Source organism: Prauserella halophila, assembly GCF_024171895.1.
GTDB classification, from domain to species: domain Bacteria; phylum Actinomycetota; class Actinomycetes; order Mycobacteriales; family Pseudonocardiaceae; genus Prauserella; species Prauserella halophila.
The window spans coordinates 374,844-393,511 of the sequence record NZ_JAMTCQ010000011.1 but is presented as its reverse complement, the minus strand read 5'-3'; the positions used below and the strand labels follow the sequence as shown (position 1 = coordinate 393,511).

The 18,668-nt window shown below is 72.0% G+C and carries 15 protein-coding genes and 1 tRNA gene; 6 read left to right on the top strand and 10 right to left on the bottom strand.

Annotated elements, in window-relative coordinates; all coding sequences use genetic code 11:
• Positions 1–12 precede the first annotated feature (12 nt).
• From LY41_RS16675 to LY41_RS16645, 7 genes are all read right to left on the bottom strand, one after another.
• The gene (locus LY41_RS16675; protein ID WP_253864949.1) at positions 13–1,131 is read right to left on the bottom strand and encodes an acyl-CoA dehydrogenase family protein; all 1,119 of its coding nucleotides are present in this window, start codon (positions 1,129–1,131) and stop codon (positions 13–15) included.
• Complete coding sequence (locus tag LY41_RS16670; protein WP_253865066.1) at positions 1,128–2,327, bottom strand: acyl-CoA dehydrogenase family protein; 1,200 nt, start codon at positions 2,325–2,327, stop codon at positions 1,128–1,130. The genes LY41_RS16675 and LY41_RS16670 overlap by 4 nt, the downstream gene beginning before the upstream one ends.
• Before the next feature lie 2 nt (positions 2,328–2,329).
• The gene (locus LY41_RS16665; RefSeq protein ID WP_253864948.1) at positions 2,330–3,541 is read right to left on the bottom strand and encodes an acyl-CoA dehydrogenase family protein; all 1,212 of its coding nucleotides are present in this window, start codon (positions 3,539–3,541) and stop codon (positions 2,330–2,332) included.
• Positions 3,541–4,563 carry a phosphotransferase family protein gene (locus LY41_RS16660; protein WP_253864947.1) on the bottom strand — a complete coding sequence of 341 codons (1,023 nt, stop codon included), beginning with the start codon at positions 4,561–4,563 and terminating at the stop codon, positions 3,541–3,543. Before LY41_RS16660 ends, LY41_RS16665 begins: the two co-directional genes overlap by 1 nt.
• Positions 4,564–4,637: 74 nt before the next feature.
• Positions 4,638–5,126 (bottom strand): MaoC family dehydratase, encoded by a 489-nt coding sequence (locus LY41_RS16655; RefSeq protein ID WP_253864946.1) that lies wholly within the window; start codon positions 5,124–5,126, stop codon positions 4,638–4,640.
• The gene (gene fabG, locus LY41_RS16650; RefSeq protein WP_253864945.1) at positions 5,123–5,917 is read right to left on the bottom strand and encodes a 3-oxoacyl-ACP reductase FabG; all 795 of its coding nucleotides are present in this window, start codon (positions 5,915–5,917) and stop codon (positions 5,123–5,125) included. Before fabG ends, LY41_RS16655 begins: the two co-directional genes overlap by 4 nt.
• 93 nt (positions 5,918–6,010) lie before the next feature.
• Positions 6,011–7,159 carry a DnaJ domain-containing protein gene (locus tag LY41_RS16645; protein ID WP_253864944.1) on the bottom strand — a complete coding sequence of 383 codons (1,149 nt, stop codon included), beginning with the start codon at positions 7,157–7,159 and terminating at the stop codon, positions 6,011–6,013.
• 651 nt (positions 7,160–7,810) lie between these two features.
• Between LY41_RS16645 and LY41_RS16640 the strand changes: the two genes are divergently transcribed.
• The gene (locus tag LY41_RS16640) at positions 7,811–8,644 is read left to right on the top strand and encodes a mechanosensitive ion channel family protein (protein WP_253864943.1); all 834 of its coding nucleotides are present in this window, start codon (positions 7,811–7,813) and stop codon (positions 8,642–8,644) included.
• 180 nt (positions 8,645–8,824) lie between these two features.
• Here LY41_RS16640 and LY41_RS16635 read toward each other — a convergent pair whose 3' ends face one another.
• Positions 8,825–9,190, bottom strand: a complete 366-nt coding sequence (locus tag LY41_RS16635) for a DUF6401 family natural product biosynthesis protein (RefSeq protein WP_253864942.1) — start codon at positions 9,188–9,190, stop codon at positions 8,825–8,827.
• Between the two features lie 227 nt (positions 9,191–9,417).
• Here LY41_RS16635 and LY41_RS16630 point away from each other — a divergent pair, with 227 nt between their 5' ends.
• Positions 9,418–11,115 carry a serine/threonine-protein kinase gene (locus tag LY41_RS16630; protein WP_253864941.1) on the top strand — a complete coding sequence of 566 codons (1,698 nt, stop codon included), beginning with the start codon at positions 9,418–9,420 and terminating at the stop codon, positions 11,113–11,115.
• 96 nt (positions 11,116–11,211) lie between these two features.
• On the top strand, positions 11,212–13,473 hold the full coding sequence (locus LY41_RS16625) for a VanW family protein (RefSeq protein WP_253864940.1): 2,262 nt from the start codon (positions 11,212–11,214) through the stop codon (positions 13,471–13,473).
• A 112-nt stretch (positions 13,474–13,585) separates the two neighbouring features.
• Here the strand turns inward: LY41_RS16625 and selD are convergent, their stop codons facing one another.
• The gene (gene selD, locus LY41_RS16620; protein ID WP_253864939.1) at positions 13,586–14,578 is read right to left on the bottom strand and encodes a selenide, water dikinase SelD; all 993 of its coding nucleotides are present in this window, start codon (positions 14,576–14,578) and stop codon (positions 13,586–13,588) included.
• Positions 14,579–14,655: 77 nt separating this feature from the next.
• Between selD and LY41_RS16615 the strand changes: the two genes are divergently transcribed.
• The 3 genes from LY41_RS16615 (at position 14,656) to selB (ending at position 17,833) form a co-directional block, all read left to right on the top strand.
• A tRNA-Sec gene (locus LY41_RS16615) sits at positions 14,656–14,747 on the top strand.
• A gap of 24 nt (positions 14,748–14,771) precedes the next feature.
• A complete protein-coding gene (selA, locus tag LY41_RS16610) occupies positions 14,772–16,073 on the top strand; it encodes an L-seryl-tRNA(Sec) selenium transferase (protein WP_253864938.1) in 1,302 nt (433 codons plus the stop codon).
• Positions 16,061–17,833: a selenocysteine-specific translation elongation factor gene (gene selB, locus LY41_RS16605; RefSeq protein WP_253864937.1), complete on the top strand. Its 1,773-nt coding sequence runs from the start codon at positions 16,061–16,063 to the stop codon at positions 17,831–17,833. Before selA ends, selB begins: the two co-directional genes overlap by 13 nt.
• A 36-nt stretch (positions 17,834–17,869) precedes the next feature.
• Here selB and LY41_RS16600 read toward each other — a convergent pair whose 3' ends face one another.
• On the bottom strand, positions 17,870–18,568 hold the full coding sequence (locus LY41_RS16600) for an alpha-ketoglutarate-dependent dioxygenase AlkB (RefSeq protein WP_253864936.1): 699 nt from the start codon (positions 18,566–18,568) through the stop codon (positions 17,870–17,872).
• Between the last annotated feature and the right edge of the window lie 100 nt (positions 18,569–18,668).

Here is an 18,668-nt window from a genome sequence, read left to right as displayed (position 1 = left end):
CGCGCCGGCAGGTCAGGCGGGCAGGTCCACGAGATCGCCCAGCACCGCCCGGTGCCTGCCCGGAGCGCCGAAGGCGACCTGACTCGCCTTCGCGCGCTTGAGGTACAGGTGTGCCGGGTGCTCCCACGTCATGCCGATGCCGCCGTGGAGCTGGATGCACTCCTCGGCCGCGTGCACGGCCGTCTCGGCGCAGTACGACTGGGCAGTGGCCACCGCGACGGGCGCGTCGGCGTCACCGCGGGCCAGCGTGTCCGCGGCGTACCGTGCCGCCGCCCGCGCGCCGACCAGCTCCAGCCACAGGTCGGCCAGCCGGTGCTTGAGCGCCTGGAACGAACCGACCGGCCTGCCGAACTGGTACCGGTTCTTGAGGTACTCCACGGTCTCGTCGAGACACCACTGAGCGAGGCCGAGCTGTTCCGACGCCAATAGCCCGGCACCGGTCAGCAGGGCTCCGGTCACCGCATCGGGGGCGCGGTCCGGTCCTGCCAGGCGGGTCGCCGCGGCACCGTGGAACGTGACGTCGGCGATCGGGCGGGTCAGGTCGAACGAGACCGGCGCCGAGACGTCGGCGGCGGCCGCGTCGACCGCGTACAGGCCGGGACCGTCCGGGCCGGTCGCCGCGACGACGAACACGTCCGCGGCCGTGCCGTCGGCGACGGACCGGACGGTGCCGCTCAGCGTGCCGTCGGCGCCGGCCGTGACGTCACCGGGGAACCCGGCGTCGGTCATCGTCGACAGCGGCACGGCGAGGGCGCCGACGGCTTCTCCCGTGGCGAGCCTGCGCACGAGATCCGCGACCGCGTCCGCCGCCGTGTCACAGCCGAGCAGCGCCGACGTGGCGAGCACGGCACTGCCGAGGAACGGCACCGGCGCCGCCGACCGGCCGAGCTCCTCCAGTACGAGCGCGACCTCGCGCGCCGACGCGCCCTGACCGCCGAGCTCGTCGGGCACCGCGAGCCCGGCGGCGCCGAGTTCGCCCGCGAGCGTCCGCCACAGCGCCCGGTCGTACGGCTCGTCGCTCTCCACCCTGGCGAGCAGGGATGCGGGCTCGCAGTGGTCCGTGAGCAGATCGCGCACGCTCGCGCGCAGGTCGGTCTCGACATCCGAGTAGAGCAGGTCGGCGTCGGTCATCGGGGCAGGTCCTTCCAGGCGACGTCCTTGTCGGTGCGCGGTTCTGCCGGCAGGCCCAGCACCCGCTCGGAGATGATGTTGCGCAGCACCTCGGAGGTGCCGCCCTCGATCGAATTCCCCTTGCTGCGCAGGTACCGGTAACCGGCTTCGCGGCCGGTGAAGTCGACGAGCTCGGGTCTGCGCATGGACCAGTCGTCGTAGCGCAAGGCGTCCTCACCGAGGATTTCCAGTTCGAGCGCGGCGAGTTCCTGTGCCACGGTGGCGAACGCCAGCTTCATGCCGGAGCCCTCCGGACCGGGCTGGCCGACGGCGAGCTGCTGGCGCAGTCTGCTGCCGGCGAGCCGGAACGCCTCCGCCTCGGCCCACAGTTTCACCAACCGGTCGCGCAGCTCGGGTGTGCGCAGTTCGGGCCGGTCGCGCCAGGTCCCGGCGACCTTGCCGGCCATGCCGCCCTCCCGCGGCTGGGCGTTGCCGCCGATCGCGACGCGTTCGTTCATCAGCGTGGTCTGGGCGACCTGCCAGCCCGCACCGACCTCGCCGAGCCGCTGCGCGTCCGGGATCCTCGCGTCGGTCAGGAACACCTCGTTGAACTCGGCCTCGCCGGTGATCTGGCGCAGGGGCCGCACCTCGACGCCGGGCTGGGTCATGTCCAGCACGAAGTACGTCATGCCCCGGTGCTTCGGCACGTCCGGATCGGTGCGGGTGACGAGAATGGCCCACTGGGCGGTGTGGGCACTCGAGGTCCACACCTTCTGCCCGTTGACGATCCAGTCTCCGGTTCCTTCGTCCCGCACGGCACGGGTGGCGAGTGCGGCCAGGTCGGACCCCGCCCCCGGCTCGGAGAACAGCTGGCACCACACCTCCTCCCCGGTCCACAGCGGACGGAGGAGTCGCTGTTTCAGTTCCTCGCCGCCGAACTTCAGGATGGTCGGTGCGGCCATGCCGAGGCCGATCCCGATGCGGCGCGGGTTGTTGTCCGGCGCGCCGGCCGCGGCGAACTCGGCGTCCACGGCCGCCTGCAGCTCCCGCGGAGCGTCCAGCCCGCCGAGGCCGACGGGGAAGTGCACCCAGGCCAGGCCGGCGTCGAACCGTGCCCGCAGGAACTCGAGCCGGTCGGTCGTGGCGGGATCGTGGGTGGCCAGGACGTCGGCGACACGGGCGCGCAGGCCCTCGGCGTCGAGGCTCTTCTCGGAGATCGTCAAGATTGGTACCTCTTCAGTTCTCGGCGGGCGAGGGAGCGCTTGTGCACTTCGTCGGGGCCGTCGGCCAGCCGCAGCGTGCGGGCCGAGGCCCACAGCGAGGCGAGCGGGAAGTCCTGGCTCACGCCGCCGGCTCCGTGCAGCTGGATCGCCTTGTCCAGAATGGACTCGACGGCCTGCGGGGTGGCGATCTTGATGGCCTGGATCTCCGTGTGTGCGCCCTTGTTGCCCGCCGTGTCCATGAGCCACGCCGTCTTCAGCACCAGCAGCCGCAGTGATTCGATGGTCACGCGGGCCTCGGCGATCCACTCCTGTACGACACCCTGCTTCGCCAGGGGAGCGCCGAACGCCTCCCGCTCGGCGGCGCGGGTGCACATGAGCTCCACCGCCCGCTCGGCCATGCCCAGCAGCCGCATGCAGTGGTGGATGCGGCCCGGTCCCAGGCGGGCCTGGGCGATGGCGAATCCGCCGCCCTCCTCGCCGATGAGGTTCTCGGCGGGCACGCGCACGTCGTCGAAGACGACCTCGGCGTGCCCGCCGCCGGAGCTGTCGTCGTAGCCGAACACCTGCATGCCGCGCTTGACGTGCAGCCCCGGCGTGTCCCGCGGCACCAGGATCATGCTCTGCTGCCGATGCGGCTCGGCGTCGGGGTCGGTCTTGCCCATCACGATGAAGATGCGGCAGTTCGGGTTCATGGCCCCGGAGATGAACCACTTGCGTCCGTTGAGGACGTAGGTGTCGCCGTCCTTGTCGATGCGGGTGGCGATGTTGCGGGCGTCGGACGAGGCGACATCCGGCTCGGTCATCGCGAACGCCGAGCGGATCGTCCCGTCCAGCAGCGGCTGCAGCCACGTGCGCTGCTGTTCGGCGGACCCGAACATGTGCAGCACTTCCATGTTGCCCGTGTCCGGCGCCGCACAGTTCAACGCGGCCGGCGCCAGTTCGGGACTGCGGCCGGTGATCTCCGCCAGCGGCGCGTACTGGAGGTTGGTGAGCCCGCCGCCGTCGGATCCGGGCAGGAAGAAGTTCCACAGGCCGCGGTTACGTGCCTCGGCCTTGAGATCCTCGACGACGGGCGGAACCGACCACGGATCGCTGCGCTCGGCGAGCTGTTCGTGCAGCACCGGCTCGGCCGGATAGACGTGGGAATCCATGAATTCGCGAAGTCGCCCCGCGAACTCCTCGGTGGTGCTGTCGGCCGCGAAATCCATCAGTTCCCTTTCAGCGCGGCGTTACCGCGCGCGACGAGCGGGGCAACGCCGGCCCCGATACGGTCGAATCCCTCGCCAACGGTCTGGCCGTGGCTGTAGCGGTAGTAGATGCCCTCGAGGATCACCGCGAGCTTGAACAGCGCGAACCCGAGGTACCACCCCATCGCGGACACGTCGCGGCCGGAGGCGCGGGCGTAGGCATCCCCGAGCTCCTCCGGCGACGGGTGTCCCGGTGCGGCCCCGACGTCGCTGACCGTGTCGAGGTCGAGCGTGTGCAGCTGTGAGTAGGCCAGGAGCAGCGCCACGTCGGTGAGCGGGTCGCCGAGTGTGGACATCTCCCAGTCGAGTACCGCGGCGATGCGGTCGTCGGAGTCGACGAGCACGTTGTCCAGGCGGTAGTCGCCGTGCACGATCGAGGGTGCGGGCGAGTCGGGAATGCGGGCCGCGAGCCGGTCGTGGAGTTCGTCGATACCCGGAACGTCGCGGCTGCGGGAGGCGGCCAGCTGTTTCGACCAGCGCCGGAGCTGGCGTTCCAGGAAGCCGTCGGGTTTGCCGAAATCGCCGAGTCCGACGGCATGCGGATCCACGGCGTGCAGATCCACGAGGGTCTCGACGAGCCGGCCTGCGATCGCCCTCGTCCGCTCCTCACCCCGCGGCTGCAGCTCGTCCGCGGTCCGCAGCGGCGATCCCTCGACGAAGTCCATGACGTAGAACTGCGCGCCGAGGACGTTGTCGTCGGTGCACAGCGAAAGGGCGCGCGGAACCGGCACCGCCGTCTCGTGCAGTCCGCTGATGACGCGGTGCTCCCGGCCCATGTCGTGGGCCGTCGGCAGGACATGGCCGAGCGGTGGACGCCGCAGCACCCACCGGTGCGTGCCGTCACCGATGATGTATGTGAGATTCGACCGGCCGCCTTCGATCAGCCGTGCCGTCAGTGGGCCGGTGACGGCTCCCGGCAGTTCGCGGTCCAGGTAAGGGCGCAGGCGCGCCAGGTCCACGCCGGGGGGATCTGCGTCGCTCATCCGACCTCCTTGTGCTCGAGCGAGTGTTGTGCCGGCTCGGAGTGCCGGCTCGGGGTGCGGGGACGGCCGGTGCCTCACGGCACCAGGATGCTGACCGTCTCCGCGATGCAGGCGGGTTTCGCTTCGCCGTCGATCTCGAGCTTCCACCGCACGACGGCTTGCGTGCCCTGATCGACGGGGGTGACCTCGGCGAGCTCGGCACTCGCGCGGATCCGCTGGCCGACCTTCACCGGTTGCGGGAACCGCACCTTGTTGAGGCCGTAGTTGATGCCCATGCTCAGCCCGTCGATCCGGTAGATGTCCTTGGTGAGCCGGGGGATGAGCGAGAGCGTGAGGAACCCGTGGGCGATCGGCGCGCCGAACGGTCCCGCCGCGGCGCGCTCGGGGTCGACGTGGATCCACTGGTGGTCGAGGGTCGCGTCGGCGAACAGGTCGACCTGCTCCTGTGTGATGGTGTGCCACGCGCTGTGACCGAGGTGCTCGCCGACGACGGCGGTGAAGCTGTCGAGGTCGGGGAAGACGCGGGCGGGTTCGGGCGAGTTCGTGGATTCGGCTGCGCTCATGCCTTCGGCCCTCCCGCGACGTAGATCACCTGACCGGACACGAACCCGGCACCGTCGCTGACGAGGAACGACACGGTGTGGGCGATGTCCTCGGGCTCGCCGACCCGGCGTACCGGGATCTCCTTCGCCGCGGCGGCCTTGAAGTCGTCGAAGCCCATGCCCAGCCGCTCGGCGGTGGCGGCGGTCATGTCGGTGGCGATGAAGCCGGGTGCGATGGCGTTGGCGGTGATGCCGAACTTGCCGAGCTCGGCGGCCAGCGTCTTCGTGAAGCCCTGCAGCCCGGCCTTCGCGGTCGAGTAGTTGGCCTGGCCACGGTTGCCGAGCGCCGACGTGCTCGAGAGGCTCACGATCCGGCCCCAGCCCTGGTCGGTCATGTGCTTCTGCACCGCACGCGACATCAGGAAGGCACCGCGCAGGTGTACGCCCATCACCGAATCCCAGTCGGATTCGGACATCTTGAACAGCAGGTTGTCCCGCGTGATGCCGGCGTTGTTCACCAGCACGGTGGGCGGTCCGAGTTTGTCGGCCACCGTGGCGACGACGCGTTCGACCTCGTCGGCATCGCTGATGTCGGCGGCCAGTCCGACCGCCTTTCCGCCCGCGGCGGTGATCGCGTCCGCACTCGCCGTGGCGCCGGCCTCGTCGAGATCGATCAAAGCGACTGCGAATCCGTCCTCGGCGAGCCGCCGGGCGATCGCGGCTCCGATACCGCGGCCTGCGCCGGTCACGACGGCAACGCGGGACGGAGAGTTGGGAACAGGGTTGTCCACCGACACGAAAGTCCTCCTCATCGAGTAAGCGTGCGCTTAGGAAGTTACCAGCCAGGAGGCCGGTGCGGGAGAGGCGAGGACCGCGGGAGTCGAATGCCGGCCCGGCGCCGGGTGTCAGCTCACGACCTGGGCGAGCACCGTGCGGAAGGCCCGGACATCCACAGTGGAGGGATCCTCGGCCAGCCACGCCCCGGCATCGCGGACGAACCGTTCCGGGGTCAGCACGGCGACGTCGGCCCCGGCCGCGTCGAAAGTGTCGGTGGGGGCGACCGTGATCGTGCCCGCGCGACTCGGATAGAGCACCAGCGCACCGCGGACGTCGATGCCGGGAAGGAGGTCGTCGAACGCGTCGAGCGCCTCGGCGAGCCTGCTTCCCCCACCGCCGAATCTGCGCCCGTTGCGCAGGAGGACGCCGCCGTCATCGGTGGTGTAATGGCCGGGAAGCCAGCGTTTGGACTCGACGAGCAGGAGCCGCCGCCCGCACAGGACGGCGTGGTCGATGTCGGCGAACACCGAACCGGGCCAGGCCAGTCCGTGGAAGATGCGTGCCCCGGGCAGGCGGGTCAGATACCGGCCGAGCAGGTCCGCCGTGCGGCGTTCGGCGATCTGGTCGTCATCGGCGCCGGGGCGGCCGAACACCAGGGTCCGAACCTCGGCGCGGGCGGCGCGCAGGGCCACGTGCCGCTGGCGGAGGAACGCCGCGGCGAATCCGGTCGCGGCGACGGCGGCCGCCACTCCGGCGACGAGTGCCGGTGCCGGCGCGCCGGCGAGGACGAGGAGCGTGGCCGCGGCGACCGTGAGGGCCGGGACGAGCAGCGGTACGGCGTGTCCAGGGGCCTTGCCGGGGGAGAGGTGGGTCCGGGGGTCCGTGGCCGCAGGCTGCCACCAGGGGATCGTCGCGGGGTCGAGCCGCACGCGCGGCGGCCGGAACGACGGATCGTCGCCGAAGGCGCGGGTGCGTGGCGGGCCCGCTCCGGGAGCCGTCGCCGCGACGGGGCCGCCGGGAACGACCGGGTCGCCGTCGCCCGGTTCGTCGCCGCCGGGGTCCTCGTCCGGGTCGGTACCGTCGTAGACGGCGCGCCGCGCCGGGTCGGTGAGGGTGTCGTAGGCCTCGCGCAGCAGCGCGAACCGGTCCGCGTCGCCGCCGGCATCGGGATGCCACGACCGTGCGCGGGCGCGGAACGCCGATTTGATCTGCGCCGGTGTCGCGTCGTCGGCTACGCCGAGCAGTGCGTAGAAGTCGACGTCGTCGGCGTCCGTCACGTCTGTGCCCGTCCCCTCTCCGTCGGCCACGGCATCCCGGGCGGCGGGCCGCAGCGGTCGTCGTCGGCCATGCCGGACCTCCTGCAGCCGCCTCTCGGATACCGTCCGGATCACCCGCGGATCCGCCCACCGTCGGCGCCATACTGTAGGCCGCCGGATGCGGTCGGTGACGCCTCCCCGGGGTGCGGAATCGCGGGGGCCGGGGCGAGCGGGTGACCGTCGTCGGAGTGAGCTGCCGTCACCCCGACGAGGGGCATGCGAACCCGACGCGACGAAGCGGGCGGGCGCGGCGACCCGGCCCCGAAGCGGTGACACCGGCCGGTCGGGACGACACGGGAGGTCACCGCCGACCCCGCCGTGGTGTGTCCGGACAGTGGTCAGCGCGGGGATGTGACAGCGTGTCAAGAGGCTGACCGGACCACTGGCTCCCTCGACCGGGTGGTCCACCGGGGGTCAGCCCGAGTGTGGTTCGGGGGTGGCTCGCGGGCGGATTCGGCCTGCGGAAACGGCGGAGATTGCGAAACTGGTTCGGAACTGCGGGGTATCCCCCGATCGGGGACAGTGGGCGATCTCGAAAGGCGCCCCGCTAATGCGCGTGTGAGCCTCATTTTCCGGGTAGTCCGCAACCACCCGGAAAGGATGGTACCGGCGATGAATATTGGTGATTCATTCCGCAACGTCTTGGACACGGTGATCAACTTCCTGCCGAACCTCGCCGTGTTCTTGGTGATCCTCGTCGTCGGCTGGATCGTGGCGAAGGCGCTGCGCAAGGTCGTCGACATGGTGCTCGAGCGGCTGCATTTCGATCGCGCGGTCGAGCGCGGTGGTATCAAGCGGGCGCTCGCACGCTCGAAGTACGACGCGAGTGATCTGATCGCGGCGATCGTCTACTACGCCGTACTGCTGATCGCCCTGCAGATGGGCTTCGCGGTCTTCGGCCCGAACCCGGTGAGCACGCTGCTCGCCGATGTGGTCGCCTGGCTGCCGATGGCCGTGGTCGCGATCGTCATCGTCGTGGTGGCTGCCGCGATCGGTAACGCGGTCAAGGACATCGCGAGCGCCGCGCTCGGTGCGTTCAGCTGGGGCAACTTCGTGGCCCGGTTGGCGCAGGTCTTCGTCGTCGCGCTCGGTGTGATCGCCGCACTGAACCAGATGGGCGTGGCCACCACGGTGACGACGCCGGTGCTGGTCGCGGTGCTGGCCACGGCCGGTGGCGTGATCGTCGTCGGTGTCGGCGGCGGCATGGTGCGGCCGATGCAGCAGCGGTGGGAGCGCTGGCTCGGCCGGGCCGAGTCGGAACTGCCCGCGGCGGCCGGTTCGGACGAGGCGTACCAGCGTGGTCGTGAGGACACCGCGCGCGCCCAGTCCGGTGCGGCCGCGACCGCCCAGCACGAGCCGGCGACCGGGCCGATCCCGACGGCGCAGGGCGCCTCTGGGATGCAGTCCGAGCAGCCCCGGCCCGACACGGGTGACTACCCCGGGTAAACGTCGACGAGTAGTTCCCTCATCGCGGCGGGTGCGTCCTCGGCAGGATCGAGGCGCACCCGCCGTCGTGTGTGGAGGTCGCCGTGCGCGGAGGTTGCCGTGTGTGGAGGTTGCCGTGTGTGCAGACCGGTGAGCCCGCGCCGTACTCGCGGTGCGGCGCTCCCGGCGGCAGGATCCGGGTCAGGAGAACAGCGCGGGATCGAGGTCCGCGCCCATCGCGGCGCCCGCGGTCGCCAGTAGGCAGACGGCTGCCAGCCGGAGAACGACCCAGTCCGTGGCCGCGCCGTCGGCCGACGGCGGGGTCCAGCCGGCGTCGCGGGCGGCGTCGTGTACTCCGCGGGCGTAGTAGGCGAGCTGAGCCTGGGAGAGGCCGCCCGCGCCGAGGGTCAGAATGTCGCGGATCGCCGCCGCGTGCTGATCGACCGCCGCCAGCCTGCCCGCAGGCAGGAGAGCGGGTGTTGCACCCATCCGGCCGAGCCGGTCGGTGAGCGCGGTGAGTTCCCGCCTGGCGGCAGACTCCCGCCACGTGTTCATCAGCCAACCCATGGCCCCGTAGTCTATCCACCCGTTCGGGTGGATCTTCAGGCAGTTCGTGACACCCGGTCGTCGTCGGATGCGGCCGCCGCCGGGCCCGGTGAGGGCGGAGGGGCGCCCCGGTCTTCCGTGTGAGGTGCAGTCCGCTTACCCGGTTGTGCCGTGCGCGGCGGCGCGGGCATCTACGCTGTGGCGGACCATGCAGATCCTGCCAGCTCGCCGGAACCCAGGAGCCGCCGTTGAGTGACGACGAAGGCCGCTTGATTGCGGAGCGTTACCGCCTGCACTCCAGAATCGGTACCGGCGCGATGGGCGTGGTCTGGCGGGCCGTCGACGAACGGCTCGACCGGACGGTCGCGGTCAAACAGCTCCTCCTGCCTCCCGGCCTGAACCAGCGCGAGGCGGAGACCACGCGACAGCGCGCATTCCGCGAGGGGCGGATGGCCGCCCGGTTGCAGCACCCGAACGCCATCACCGTCTACAACGTCGCCGAGGACGCGGGTCAGCCGTTGCTGGTCATGGAGTTCCTGCCGTCGCGGAGCCTGGCCGACCTGCTGTCCGAAGGGCGGCTGCTCGCGCCCACCGAGGTCGCGCGGCTCGGCGCACAGGTCGCCTCGGCGCTCGGTGCCGCGCACGCCGCCGATGTGGTGCACCGGGACGTCAAGCCGGGCAACGTGCTCATCGCCGAGGACGGGACCGCGAAGATCACCGATTTCGGTATCTCCCGAGCGGCCGGAGACGTCACCCTGACCAGCACCGGCTTGTTCGCCGGTACACCCGCGTACCTGTCACCGGAGGCGGCCCGCGGGGCGGACCCGGGGCCGGCATCCGACGTGTTCTCGCTCGGCGCGACGTTGTACTCGATGGTCGAGGGCGAGCCGCCGTTCGGCACGATCGACAACGAGATCGCGCTGTTGCACAAGGTGGCCACGTCCACAGCCGCCCCACCGCGCCGGGCAGGGCCCCTGGCGGGGCCGCTGCAGGCGATGCTGCACCAGGATCCGGCTCGGCGGCCGTCGATGGTGCAGGTGGAGGCCACGTTGCGGGAGGTGGCCACCGGAGTCGCTCCGCAACTCGAGCCGCCGACGGTCCCGGCCGTCGCTCCCGTCACCGCCGGCCCCGTCACCGCGCCGATTCCGGTGGTCGCGGATGCGCACGCGGCCGCTCCGGCGGGCGGACCCGCGGCGGAGCAGCGGCCTGCCACCCGGATCGGACTGCCGGCCGTCGCGCAGGAGGCACCCGCAGGCCGGAGGCGGGGCGCGATGATCGCTGTTGCGGTCGTGGCCGCCGTCGCGGCCGGCGTGCTGGTGTCCGAGATCCTGGTACGCACGCTCGGCGCATCCGGTTCGGAAGCCGAGGCGGCCCCGGCCACCGCGTCCGCCCCGGCCACGACGTCCCCGCCGACCTCGACGACGACTGCGCCGACCTCGACGACGAGTACCCCGCCGCAGCCGTCGCGGGCGGAAATGGAGGCGGCCGTCGCGCACTACTACGCGCTGGTGCCGTCCGACCTCGACGCGGCGTGGGGCTCGCTCGGCCCGTCACTGCACGCGCAGGGCAAGGAGCAGTACGAGGAGTTCTGGGACGGCATTGCGACGGTGAGGATCAGCGGGGGACCCCGGGCGGTCGACGACGAGACCGTCAAGGTGCGGTTGGACTTCACGACCTCCGACGGAGAGCGGACCCGCGAGATGCACCGATTGGGGGTGACCGTCCACGCATCGGGCAAGCCGTTGATCGACACCGACGAGGTCCTCAACACCCGCGAGCTCGGCGGGCGGGGTGACGGCAAGAAGGACGACAAGGGCACAAAGAAGGACGACAAGGGCACAAAGAAGGACGACGAGAAGGGCAAGGACGACGAGAAGGGCAAGGACGACGAGAAGGGCAAGGACGACGAGAAGGACGACGAGGAATACGAGGACGAGGACGAATAGCGGTGGCGCGCGAGCAGGCGAGGTGCCTGCGGTCGTCCTCGCGCCCTGCGGTAATTTTGTCCCGATTGCCGCAGCTGACCCCTGCAGAGGAATGCCTTGGCCCACGACGACGACTCCGTGACTCCCGACCCGGTAACGCCCGACCCGGTAACGCCCGACCCGGGTGACCGTCCGGACCGGACGCCGAGTACCGGGTCGACGTCCGGTGAAGTGTCCGGTGAAGTGCCGGAGGCGACCGAGACCGACGTCACGCCGCCCGCCGTCGACCCGGGCCCGGCCGAGCCCGCGTGGCCCTCGGAGAGCGACGCCGCGGCCCTCGGGGTTGCCGACGGCCCCGTGGTCGATGGCCCCGCCGTCGATGGCCCCGTCGCCGAGGGCACCGCCGCCGAGGGCACCGCGGCCGACGATTCCGAGGCCGACGCGGACGGTGCCGTCACCGGTGATGCCGACGATGCCGTCACCGAGCCCACTGCCGGAGCGTCCGGCAGCCGGTTTCCGGTTGCTGTGCCGTGGCGCAGAGTCGGTGTGGTCGCGGCGGCGGTGGTCGGTGTGCTGGTGGTGCTCTACGGCCTCGATCTACTGATCAGCCAGGGTGATGTCGCGCGGGGCCGCACGGTCGCCGGGATCGACGTCGCGGGCCAGAGCCGGGACGAGGCCGAGCGGACGCTGCGCAGCGAACTCGACTTGTCCTCGCCGGTCGACCTCCGCGGGGGCGGTGAGCACACGCTCGACCCCGAGTCGGCCGATCTGGCCGTGAACTGGCAGGCGACGCTCGACACGGCCACCGACCAGCCGCTGAATCCGTTCACGCGCCTGGCGTCGTTGTTCACCAGCGAGGACATCGGCCTCGTCTCGACCGCCGACGCGGCGCAGCTCGACGTCGAACTCGAACGTGTCCGCGGCGACATCGACCGGAAGGCGTCCGAAGGCACGGTGCGGTTCGAGGGCGCGACACCGGTGGCGGTGGACCCGGTCGAAGGCCGGGAACTCGACGTGGCGGGTGCGAAGTCGGCGATTCTCGCCCGCTGGGCCGCGCCGGGCGCGGTCGACGTGCCGGTGCGGACGCTCGAGGTGCGCTCGACACCGGAGACGGTGCGTGCCGCGGTGACCGCCCTCGCCGCCCCCGCCGTCTCCGGGCCGGTGACGATCCGGGGTGAGGGAGCGGAGGCCACGGTGCGGCCGCGGGGCATCGCGCGCTCGCTGACGTTCGAGGTGCGCGACGACGGCTCGCTCACGGCGGGGATCGACGAGGAGACGCTGCGCGAGGTCGCCGGGTCGCAGCTCGCCTCGACCGAGGATCCCGGCAGGGACGCGCGATTCACGTTCGAGGGCGGGGAGCCGAACATCGAGCCGTCGACGGACGGCTACGGCGTCGACTGGGCAGCTGTGGCGAAGGAGCTTCCCGACGTGCTGACCGGTGACGGCGAGCGGGCGGTGACGGCGCCCTACGGTGACCAGCCCGCCGAACTGACCACCGAGGAGGCCGAGGGCCTCGGGATCGAGGAGGTCGTCGGGGAGTTCACCACCTCCGGGTTCGCCTACGATTCGGGCCTCAACATCAAGCAGGTCGCGAAGGAGGTCGACGGCGCGGTCGTCGAACCGGGCGAGACCTTCAGCCTGAACGAGTACACCGGCCCGCGCGGTACCGAGCAGGGCTACGTGGCGGCGGGTGTCATCTCGGGCGGACAACCCGACCGGGCGGTCGGCGGGGGCATCTCCCAGTTCGCGACCACGCTGTACAACGCCTATTACTTCGCGGGCCTCGAAGACGTCGATCATCAGGAGCACAGCTACTACATCAGCCGTTACCCCGTGGGGCGTGAGGCCACGGTGTACCAGAAGGCGGACGGCTCGAGTCTCATCGATCTGAAGTTCAAGAACGACTCGCCCGACGGCATCGTCATCCAGACGATCTGGACGCCCAGCGACATCACCGTGAAGCTGTGGGGCACCGAGCGGTACGAGATCGACTCGGTCAACGGTGGCAGGTACAACTACACGGCGCCGCCCACCGAGGTCGTGCCCGCGAGCGAGTCCTGCGTGCCGAGCAGCGGTTCCAGCGGTTTCAGCACCGACGACACGCGGATCTTCAAGGACCCGGACAGTGACGAGGTGCTCCGCAAGGAGAAGCGGGACGTCAGATACCGGGGCCAGACCGCCGTCGTGTGCCTCGAGCCCGAACCCGAGCCCGACCCCGGACCGTCCGACGGCGGCGACTCCGGTGACGATGGCGGCGACTCCGGTGACAGCGGCGACGGCGATGGCGGCGATGGCGGCAGTGACGGCGGTGGCTCCGGCGACAGCGGCGGCGGTGGTGACGGCAGCGACGGTGGTGACGGCAGCGGCGACGGTGGGTAGCGGTGCCCGCGGAGCCGACTGCGGCGAGAGCGAGTCCGGTAGCCGGGGACAGAGCCGCGTGTCCCGGGCGGGGCCCGGCCGGACCTGCGGGACGCCGGGACGCCGGGACGGATCAGCGCACGACGACCGTGTGCTCCCCGCGCGGCCGTAGCTCGCCGATGACGGGTGCTCCCGGGATCTCGCCCGCGACCACCAGGCCGCCGGAGGTCTGCGCGTCGGCCAACAGCAGTGCCGTGTCACCGTCCACGCCGGACAAATCGGTGTGCGGGCGCACCCAGTCGAGATTGCGGGTGCTGCCACCGGGAACGAACCCGTCGGCCAGTGCCTGCCGGGCACCGTCCGCGTAGGGCACCGCCGCGGCATCGATCACCGCGGTGACACCGCTGGCCCGCGCGAGTTTGTGCACGTGCCCGAGGAGCCCGAATCCCGTGACGTCGGTGGCACAGCTGATGCCCGCGTCGAGTGCGGCGCGGGCGGCTGCGTCGTTGAGGGTGGTCATCACGGCGACCGATTCGGTGTTGGGCTCGCCGGTCGCCTTGTGGCGTGCGTTCAGGACTCCCAGGCCGAGCGGTTTCGTCAGGGAGAGCGCCGTGCCGGGCGTGCCGGCGTCGTTGCGCAGCAGTCGGTCGGGGTCGGCGAGGCCGGTCACGGCGAGTCCGTACTTCGGTTCCGGATCGTCGACGCTGTGCCCGCCCGCGAGGTGACACCCCGCGGCCGCGCAGACGTCGGCTCCGCCGCGCAGCACCTCCGTCGCCAGTTCCGGTGCCAACAGCTCGCGGGGCCAGCACAGCAGGTTCAGCGCGAGGAGCGGTGTGGCGCCCATGGCGTAGAGGTCGGACAACGCGTTCGTGGCCGCGATACGGCCCCAGTCGTAGGCGTCGTCGACGACGGGCGTGAAGAAGTCCGTCGTGGCGACGATCGCCTGTCCGCCGGTGATGCGCACCGCCGCGGCGTCGTCACCGCTGTCGAGCCCGACCAGCAGGTCGCCGGCGGCGCCGGTCGGGCCCGAGGTGCCGAGTCCGCGGACCATGTCCTCGAGTTCGCCCGCCGGGATCTTGCAGGCACAGCCACCGCCGTGGGCGTACCGGGTGAGTCGGAGAGTCATACCCCGATCCTGCCCGTGCGGGCCGTGATCGTCCTTGCGAGGATGACGGCATGTCGGCGATCGCGGCATTACTGCAGGGAGGCGCTTCCGGCCTGGTGACCGGCCCGGTCTTCAACACCGCGGAACGGCAGGCACTGTCGTTGGCGGGTTCGATTCCCGTTCGCCTCCGCCGGGACCGGTGCGGGGATGCGTCGTGACCGATCCACGGCGGCGCATCCCCCGCACCGACGTCCTGCTCGCCGATCCTCGGCTGGCGAAGGCCGCCGAGGAGCTGGGCCGCGAGCCGGTGAAGGCGGCGATCGTGACTGCGCAAGACCGCGTGCGGGCCGGTGACATCGTGCCGGAGGCCGTGGCCGACGTCGCGCTGGCTGCGGTCGACGAGCCGGCACCGCATGCGACGAGTCTGTCCCCCGTCGTGAACGCGACCGGTGTCGTCGTGCACACCAACCTGGGCAGGGCGCCGTTGTCGGACACCGCGCTCGAGGCGGTGCGCACCGCGGGCGGCTACACCGACGTCGAATTCGATCTCACCGGCGGGCATCGCGCCCGCAGGGGTAGGGGAGCGCTGGCCGCCCTCGCCGACGCGGTGCCGGATGCCGGCGACGTGCACGTGGTGAACAACAACGCGGCGGCGCTGCTGCTGTGTGCCCTCACGCTCGCGCCCGGCAAGGAGATCGTCCTGAGCCGGGGAGAGCTCGTCGAGATCGGCGACGGGTTCCGGATCCCCGAGTTGCTGACCGCGGCGGGCGCGAGACTGCGGGAGGTCGGCACGACCAACCGGACCGGCGTGGCCGACTACGCCGCGGCGATCGGCCCGGACACGGGCTGTGTGCTCAAGGTGCATCCGTCGAACTTCCGGGTCACGGGCTTCACCGCGGAGGCCTCGATCGAGGAGCTGACGGAGCTCGGCGTCCCCGTCGTCGTCGACGTCGGTTCGGGCCTGCTGCGGCCGCATCCGCTGCTGCCGGAGGAACCGGATGCGAGCACGGCGTTGCGTGCGGGCGCGGCCGTGGTCACGGCGAGCGGCGACAAGCTGCTCGGCGGTCCGCAGGCCGGTCTGCTGCTGGGCGACGCCGCGCTTCTCGAACGGCTGCGGCGGCATCCCGCCGCTCGGGCGCTGCGGGTGGACAAACTGACGCTCGCCGCGCTGGAGGCCACGTTGCTCGGCGAAGCCCCGCCGGTGGCGGCGGCGCTGGACGCCGATGTATCCGTCCTGCGGTCGCGGGCGGAACGGATCGCGGCCGAGCTGTCGGCGCGGGGCGTGACGGCGAGCGCGGTCGAGTCGGTCGCCGCGGTCGGGGGCGGGGGAGCCCCCGGGGTGGAGCTGCCGAGCGCGGCGGTGAGCCTGCCGGAGCCGTACGCCGAGCCGCTGCGGTCGGGGTCACCGGCCGTCGTCGGCAGGCTCGATCGGGGCCGGTGCCTGCTGGATCTGCGGACCGTGCCGGACAGCGACGACCGCGCGCTGGTCGAGGCGGTGCTGGGATGCGCGTCGTAGCCACCGCAGGCCATGTCGACCACGGCAAGTCGACGCTGGTCCGTGCCCTGACGGGAATGGAACCCGACCGGCTGGCCGAGGAGCAGCGGCGTGGCCTGACCGTGGAACTCGGTTTCGCGTGGACCACGCTGGAGGCCTCCGGCGACGGGAGCGACGGTGCCGCCGGGGCCGGCGAGGCGGTGGCGTTCGTCGACGTGCCGGGGCACGAACGGTTCGTGCCGAACATGCTCGCCGGCGCAGGGCCGGTGACGGCCGCGATGTTCGTGGTGGCGGCCGACGAAGGGTGGCAGGCCCAGTCGGCGGAGCACCTCGCCGCGCTGGACGCCTTCGGGGTCTCGCGTGGACTGCTCGTCGTCACGAAGGCGGACCGGGCCGATCCGGGAGAGGTGATCGCCGACGCCCGGGCGCGGCTCGCCGTCTCCACCCTCGGCGACGTTCCCGCGGTGGCGGTGAGCGGGCGGACCGGCGCGGGGCTCGCCGAGCTGCGGCACGCGCTCGCGGAACTCGTGCGCGACCTGCCCGTACCCGATACCACCGCGGATGTCCGGTTGTGGGCCGATCGCGTGTTCACGATCCGCGGGGCGGGCACTGTCGCCACGGGGACACTGGGCGCGGGCAGGATCACCGTGGGCGACGAGCTCGAGGTGTCCGGTTCGGGCAGTCGGGTGACCGTGCGCGGGGTGCAGGCACTCGGGCGCGAGCGTGGTTCGGTGGATGCGGTCGCGCGGGTGGCGGTGAACCTGCGGGGCGTCGACCGGTCCGGGGTGGGCAGGGGCAGGGCGCTGTTGACTCCGGGAGCATGGCGGCCCTCGTCGGAGGCCGATGTGCGACTGCGCGGTGACGGGGCGGCCGAACTGCACCGCGAGCTCGTCGTGCACGTCGGTGCGGCCGCCGTGCCGTGCCGGGTGCGTCCGCTCGGCGACGACACGGCACGGTTGACGCTCCGCGAACCGTTGCCGCTGCGCCGTGGTGACACCGGACTCCTGCGGGATCCCGGTGAGCACCGCGTGCCCGCGGGCGTGGAGGTCCTCGATCCGGACCCGCCGGCACTGCGCAGGCGTGGTGCGGCCCGCGAACGGGCGAGGGAACTCGACCGGGCCGAGCCCGCCGCGGCTTATCTGCGCCGCCGTGGGGTGGTGCAGACAGCCGAGCTGCGCGCTCGCGGGTTCCACCCGGACGCCCCGGTGCTCGGCGGCCTGCACGTCGATGCGGAGCTGCTCGCCGCACTGCCTGCGCGAGCGGGTGACCAGGTCGACGCCTTCGCGGCATCGGATCCGCTCGCCGCCGGGATGCCGGTGGAGGCGCTGCGGCGTGCCCTCGCTGTTCCGGCGGTGCTGGTGCCCCGCATCGCCGACGACGCCGGGCTGGAGCTGTGCGACGGGCTGGTGCGCAGGCCGGGGTCCGGTACCCTTCCGGCGGTGGTCGACCGGGCGGTGAGGGCGCTCGAACAGCGTCTCGCCGCGGAACCGTTCCGGGCACCGGAGGCCGACGACCTGGCCGGGCTCGGACTGGGACCGCGAGAGCTCGCCGCGGCGGAGCGGTCGGGCAGGCTCGTGCGCCTCACCGACACCGTGGTGCTGGCGGCCGGTGCGCTCGAACGCGCCGCGCGGGAGCTGGCAGAACTCGACCCGCCGTTCACCGTCAGCGGGGCGCGCCGGGCGTGGGGAACCACGCGCCGGGTTGCGGTGCCGCTGTTGGAACGGCTCGACGCCGACGGAGTCACCAGGCGGCGCGACGACGGCACTCGCGAGCTGTCCTGACCGCCCGCGCATGGTCACGGTCGCCGGGTCGTGGAGTCATCGCACGCCGCGGGGCCGGAACTGGACGCTGATGCGCGGTCCGACCGGCTTGGACGTCTTGGGAACGGCGTGTTCCCACGTTCGCTGGCACGAGCCGCCCATCACGACGAGGTCACCGTGTCCCAGCCCGTAGCGGGTGGTGGCGCCGCCGCCCCGCGGACGTAGCAGGAGCGGCCGGGCCACGCCGACCGACAGGATCGCCACCATCGTGTCCTCCGTGCGCCCGCGGCCGATCGTGTCGCCGTGCCAGGCCACACTGTCGGAGCCGTCGCGGTAGTAGCACAGGCCGGCGGTGCGGAACGGTTCGCCGAGTTCGGCGCCGTAGTACGCGGACAGCGCCTCGCGAGCCTCGGCGAGCACGGCATCGGGCAGCGTGTCGTGCTCGTCGTAGAAGCTCAGCAGCCGGGGAACGTCGACCGTCCGGTCGTACATCCGCCTGCGCTCCGCATGCCACGGCACCCCCGTTGCGAGTGCGCGGAACAGGGTGTCGGCACCGGACAGCCAGGCGGGCAGCACGTCGATCCACGCGCCGTGGCCGAGCTCCGTGCGGTGCACGTCCGTCAGCGGCCGGAGCGACGGCGCGCCCGCGGTATCGGACGACTCGGTGCCGGATGTGTCGGTGCCGGATGTGCCCGTACCGGACGATCCGTCGCCGGAGGTCGTGTCGAAGAGTGATCCCTGCAGTGCCAGGTCCATGTGCCCGACAGTACGGCATCTCGAACGGGTGTTCTACCCGCGTTCGGGTGGCGACTCGATCTTCGCCGTTCAGTGGTCCCGTGGATGCGCCCGGACGCCT

What these genes read in the sequence shown, in the direction of transcription:
- LY41_RS16675 (WP_253864949.1), bottom strand. Translation starts at nt 1,131, where the DNA reads ATGACCGACGCCGACCTGCTCTACTCGGATGTCGAGACCGACCTGCGC.
- LY41_RS16665 (WP_253864948.1), bottom strand. Translation starts at nt 3,541, where the DNA reads ATGGATTTCGCGGCCGACAGCACCACCGAGGAGTTCGCGGGGCGACTT.
- LY41_RS16660 (WP_253864947.1), bottom strand. Translation starts at nt 4,563, where the DNA reads ATGAGCGACGCAGATCCCCCCGGCGTGGACCTGGCGCGCCTGCGCCCT.
- LY41_RS16655 (WP_253864946.1), bottom strand. Translation starts at nt 5,126, where the DNA reads ATGAGCGCAGCCGAATCCACGAACTCGCCCGAACCCGCCCGCGTCTTC.
- fabG (WP_253864945.1), bottom strand. Translation starts at nt 5,917, where the DNA reads ATGAGGAGGACTTTCGTGTCGGTGGACAACCCTGTTCCCAACTCTCCG.
- LY41_RS16640 (WP_253864943.1), top strand. Translation starts at nt 7,811, where the DNA reads ATGAATATTGGTGATTCATTCCGCAACGTCTTGGACACGGTGATCAAC.
- LY41_RS16635 (WP_253864942.1), bottom strand. Translation starts at nt 9,190, where the DNA reads ATGGGTTGGCTGATGAACACGTGGCGGGAGTCTGCCGCCAGGCGGGAA.
- selD (WP_253864939.1), bottom strand. Translation starts at nt 14,578, where the DNA reads ATGACTCTCCGACTCACCCGGTACGCCCACGGCGGTGGCTGTGCCTGC.
- selB (WP_253864937.1), top strand. Translation starts at nt 16,061, where the DNA reads ATGCGCGTCGTAGCCACCGCAGGCCATGTCGACCACGGCAAGTCGACG.
- LY41_RS16600 (WP_253864936.1), bottom strand. Translation starts at nt 18,568, where the DNA reads ATGGACCTGGCACTGCAGGGATCACTCTTCGACACGACCTCCGGCGAC.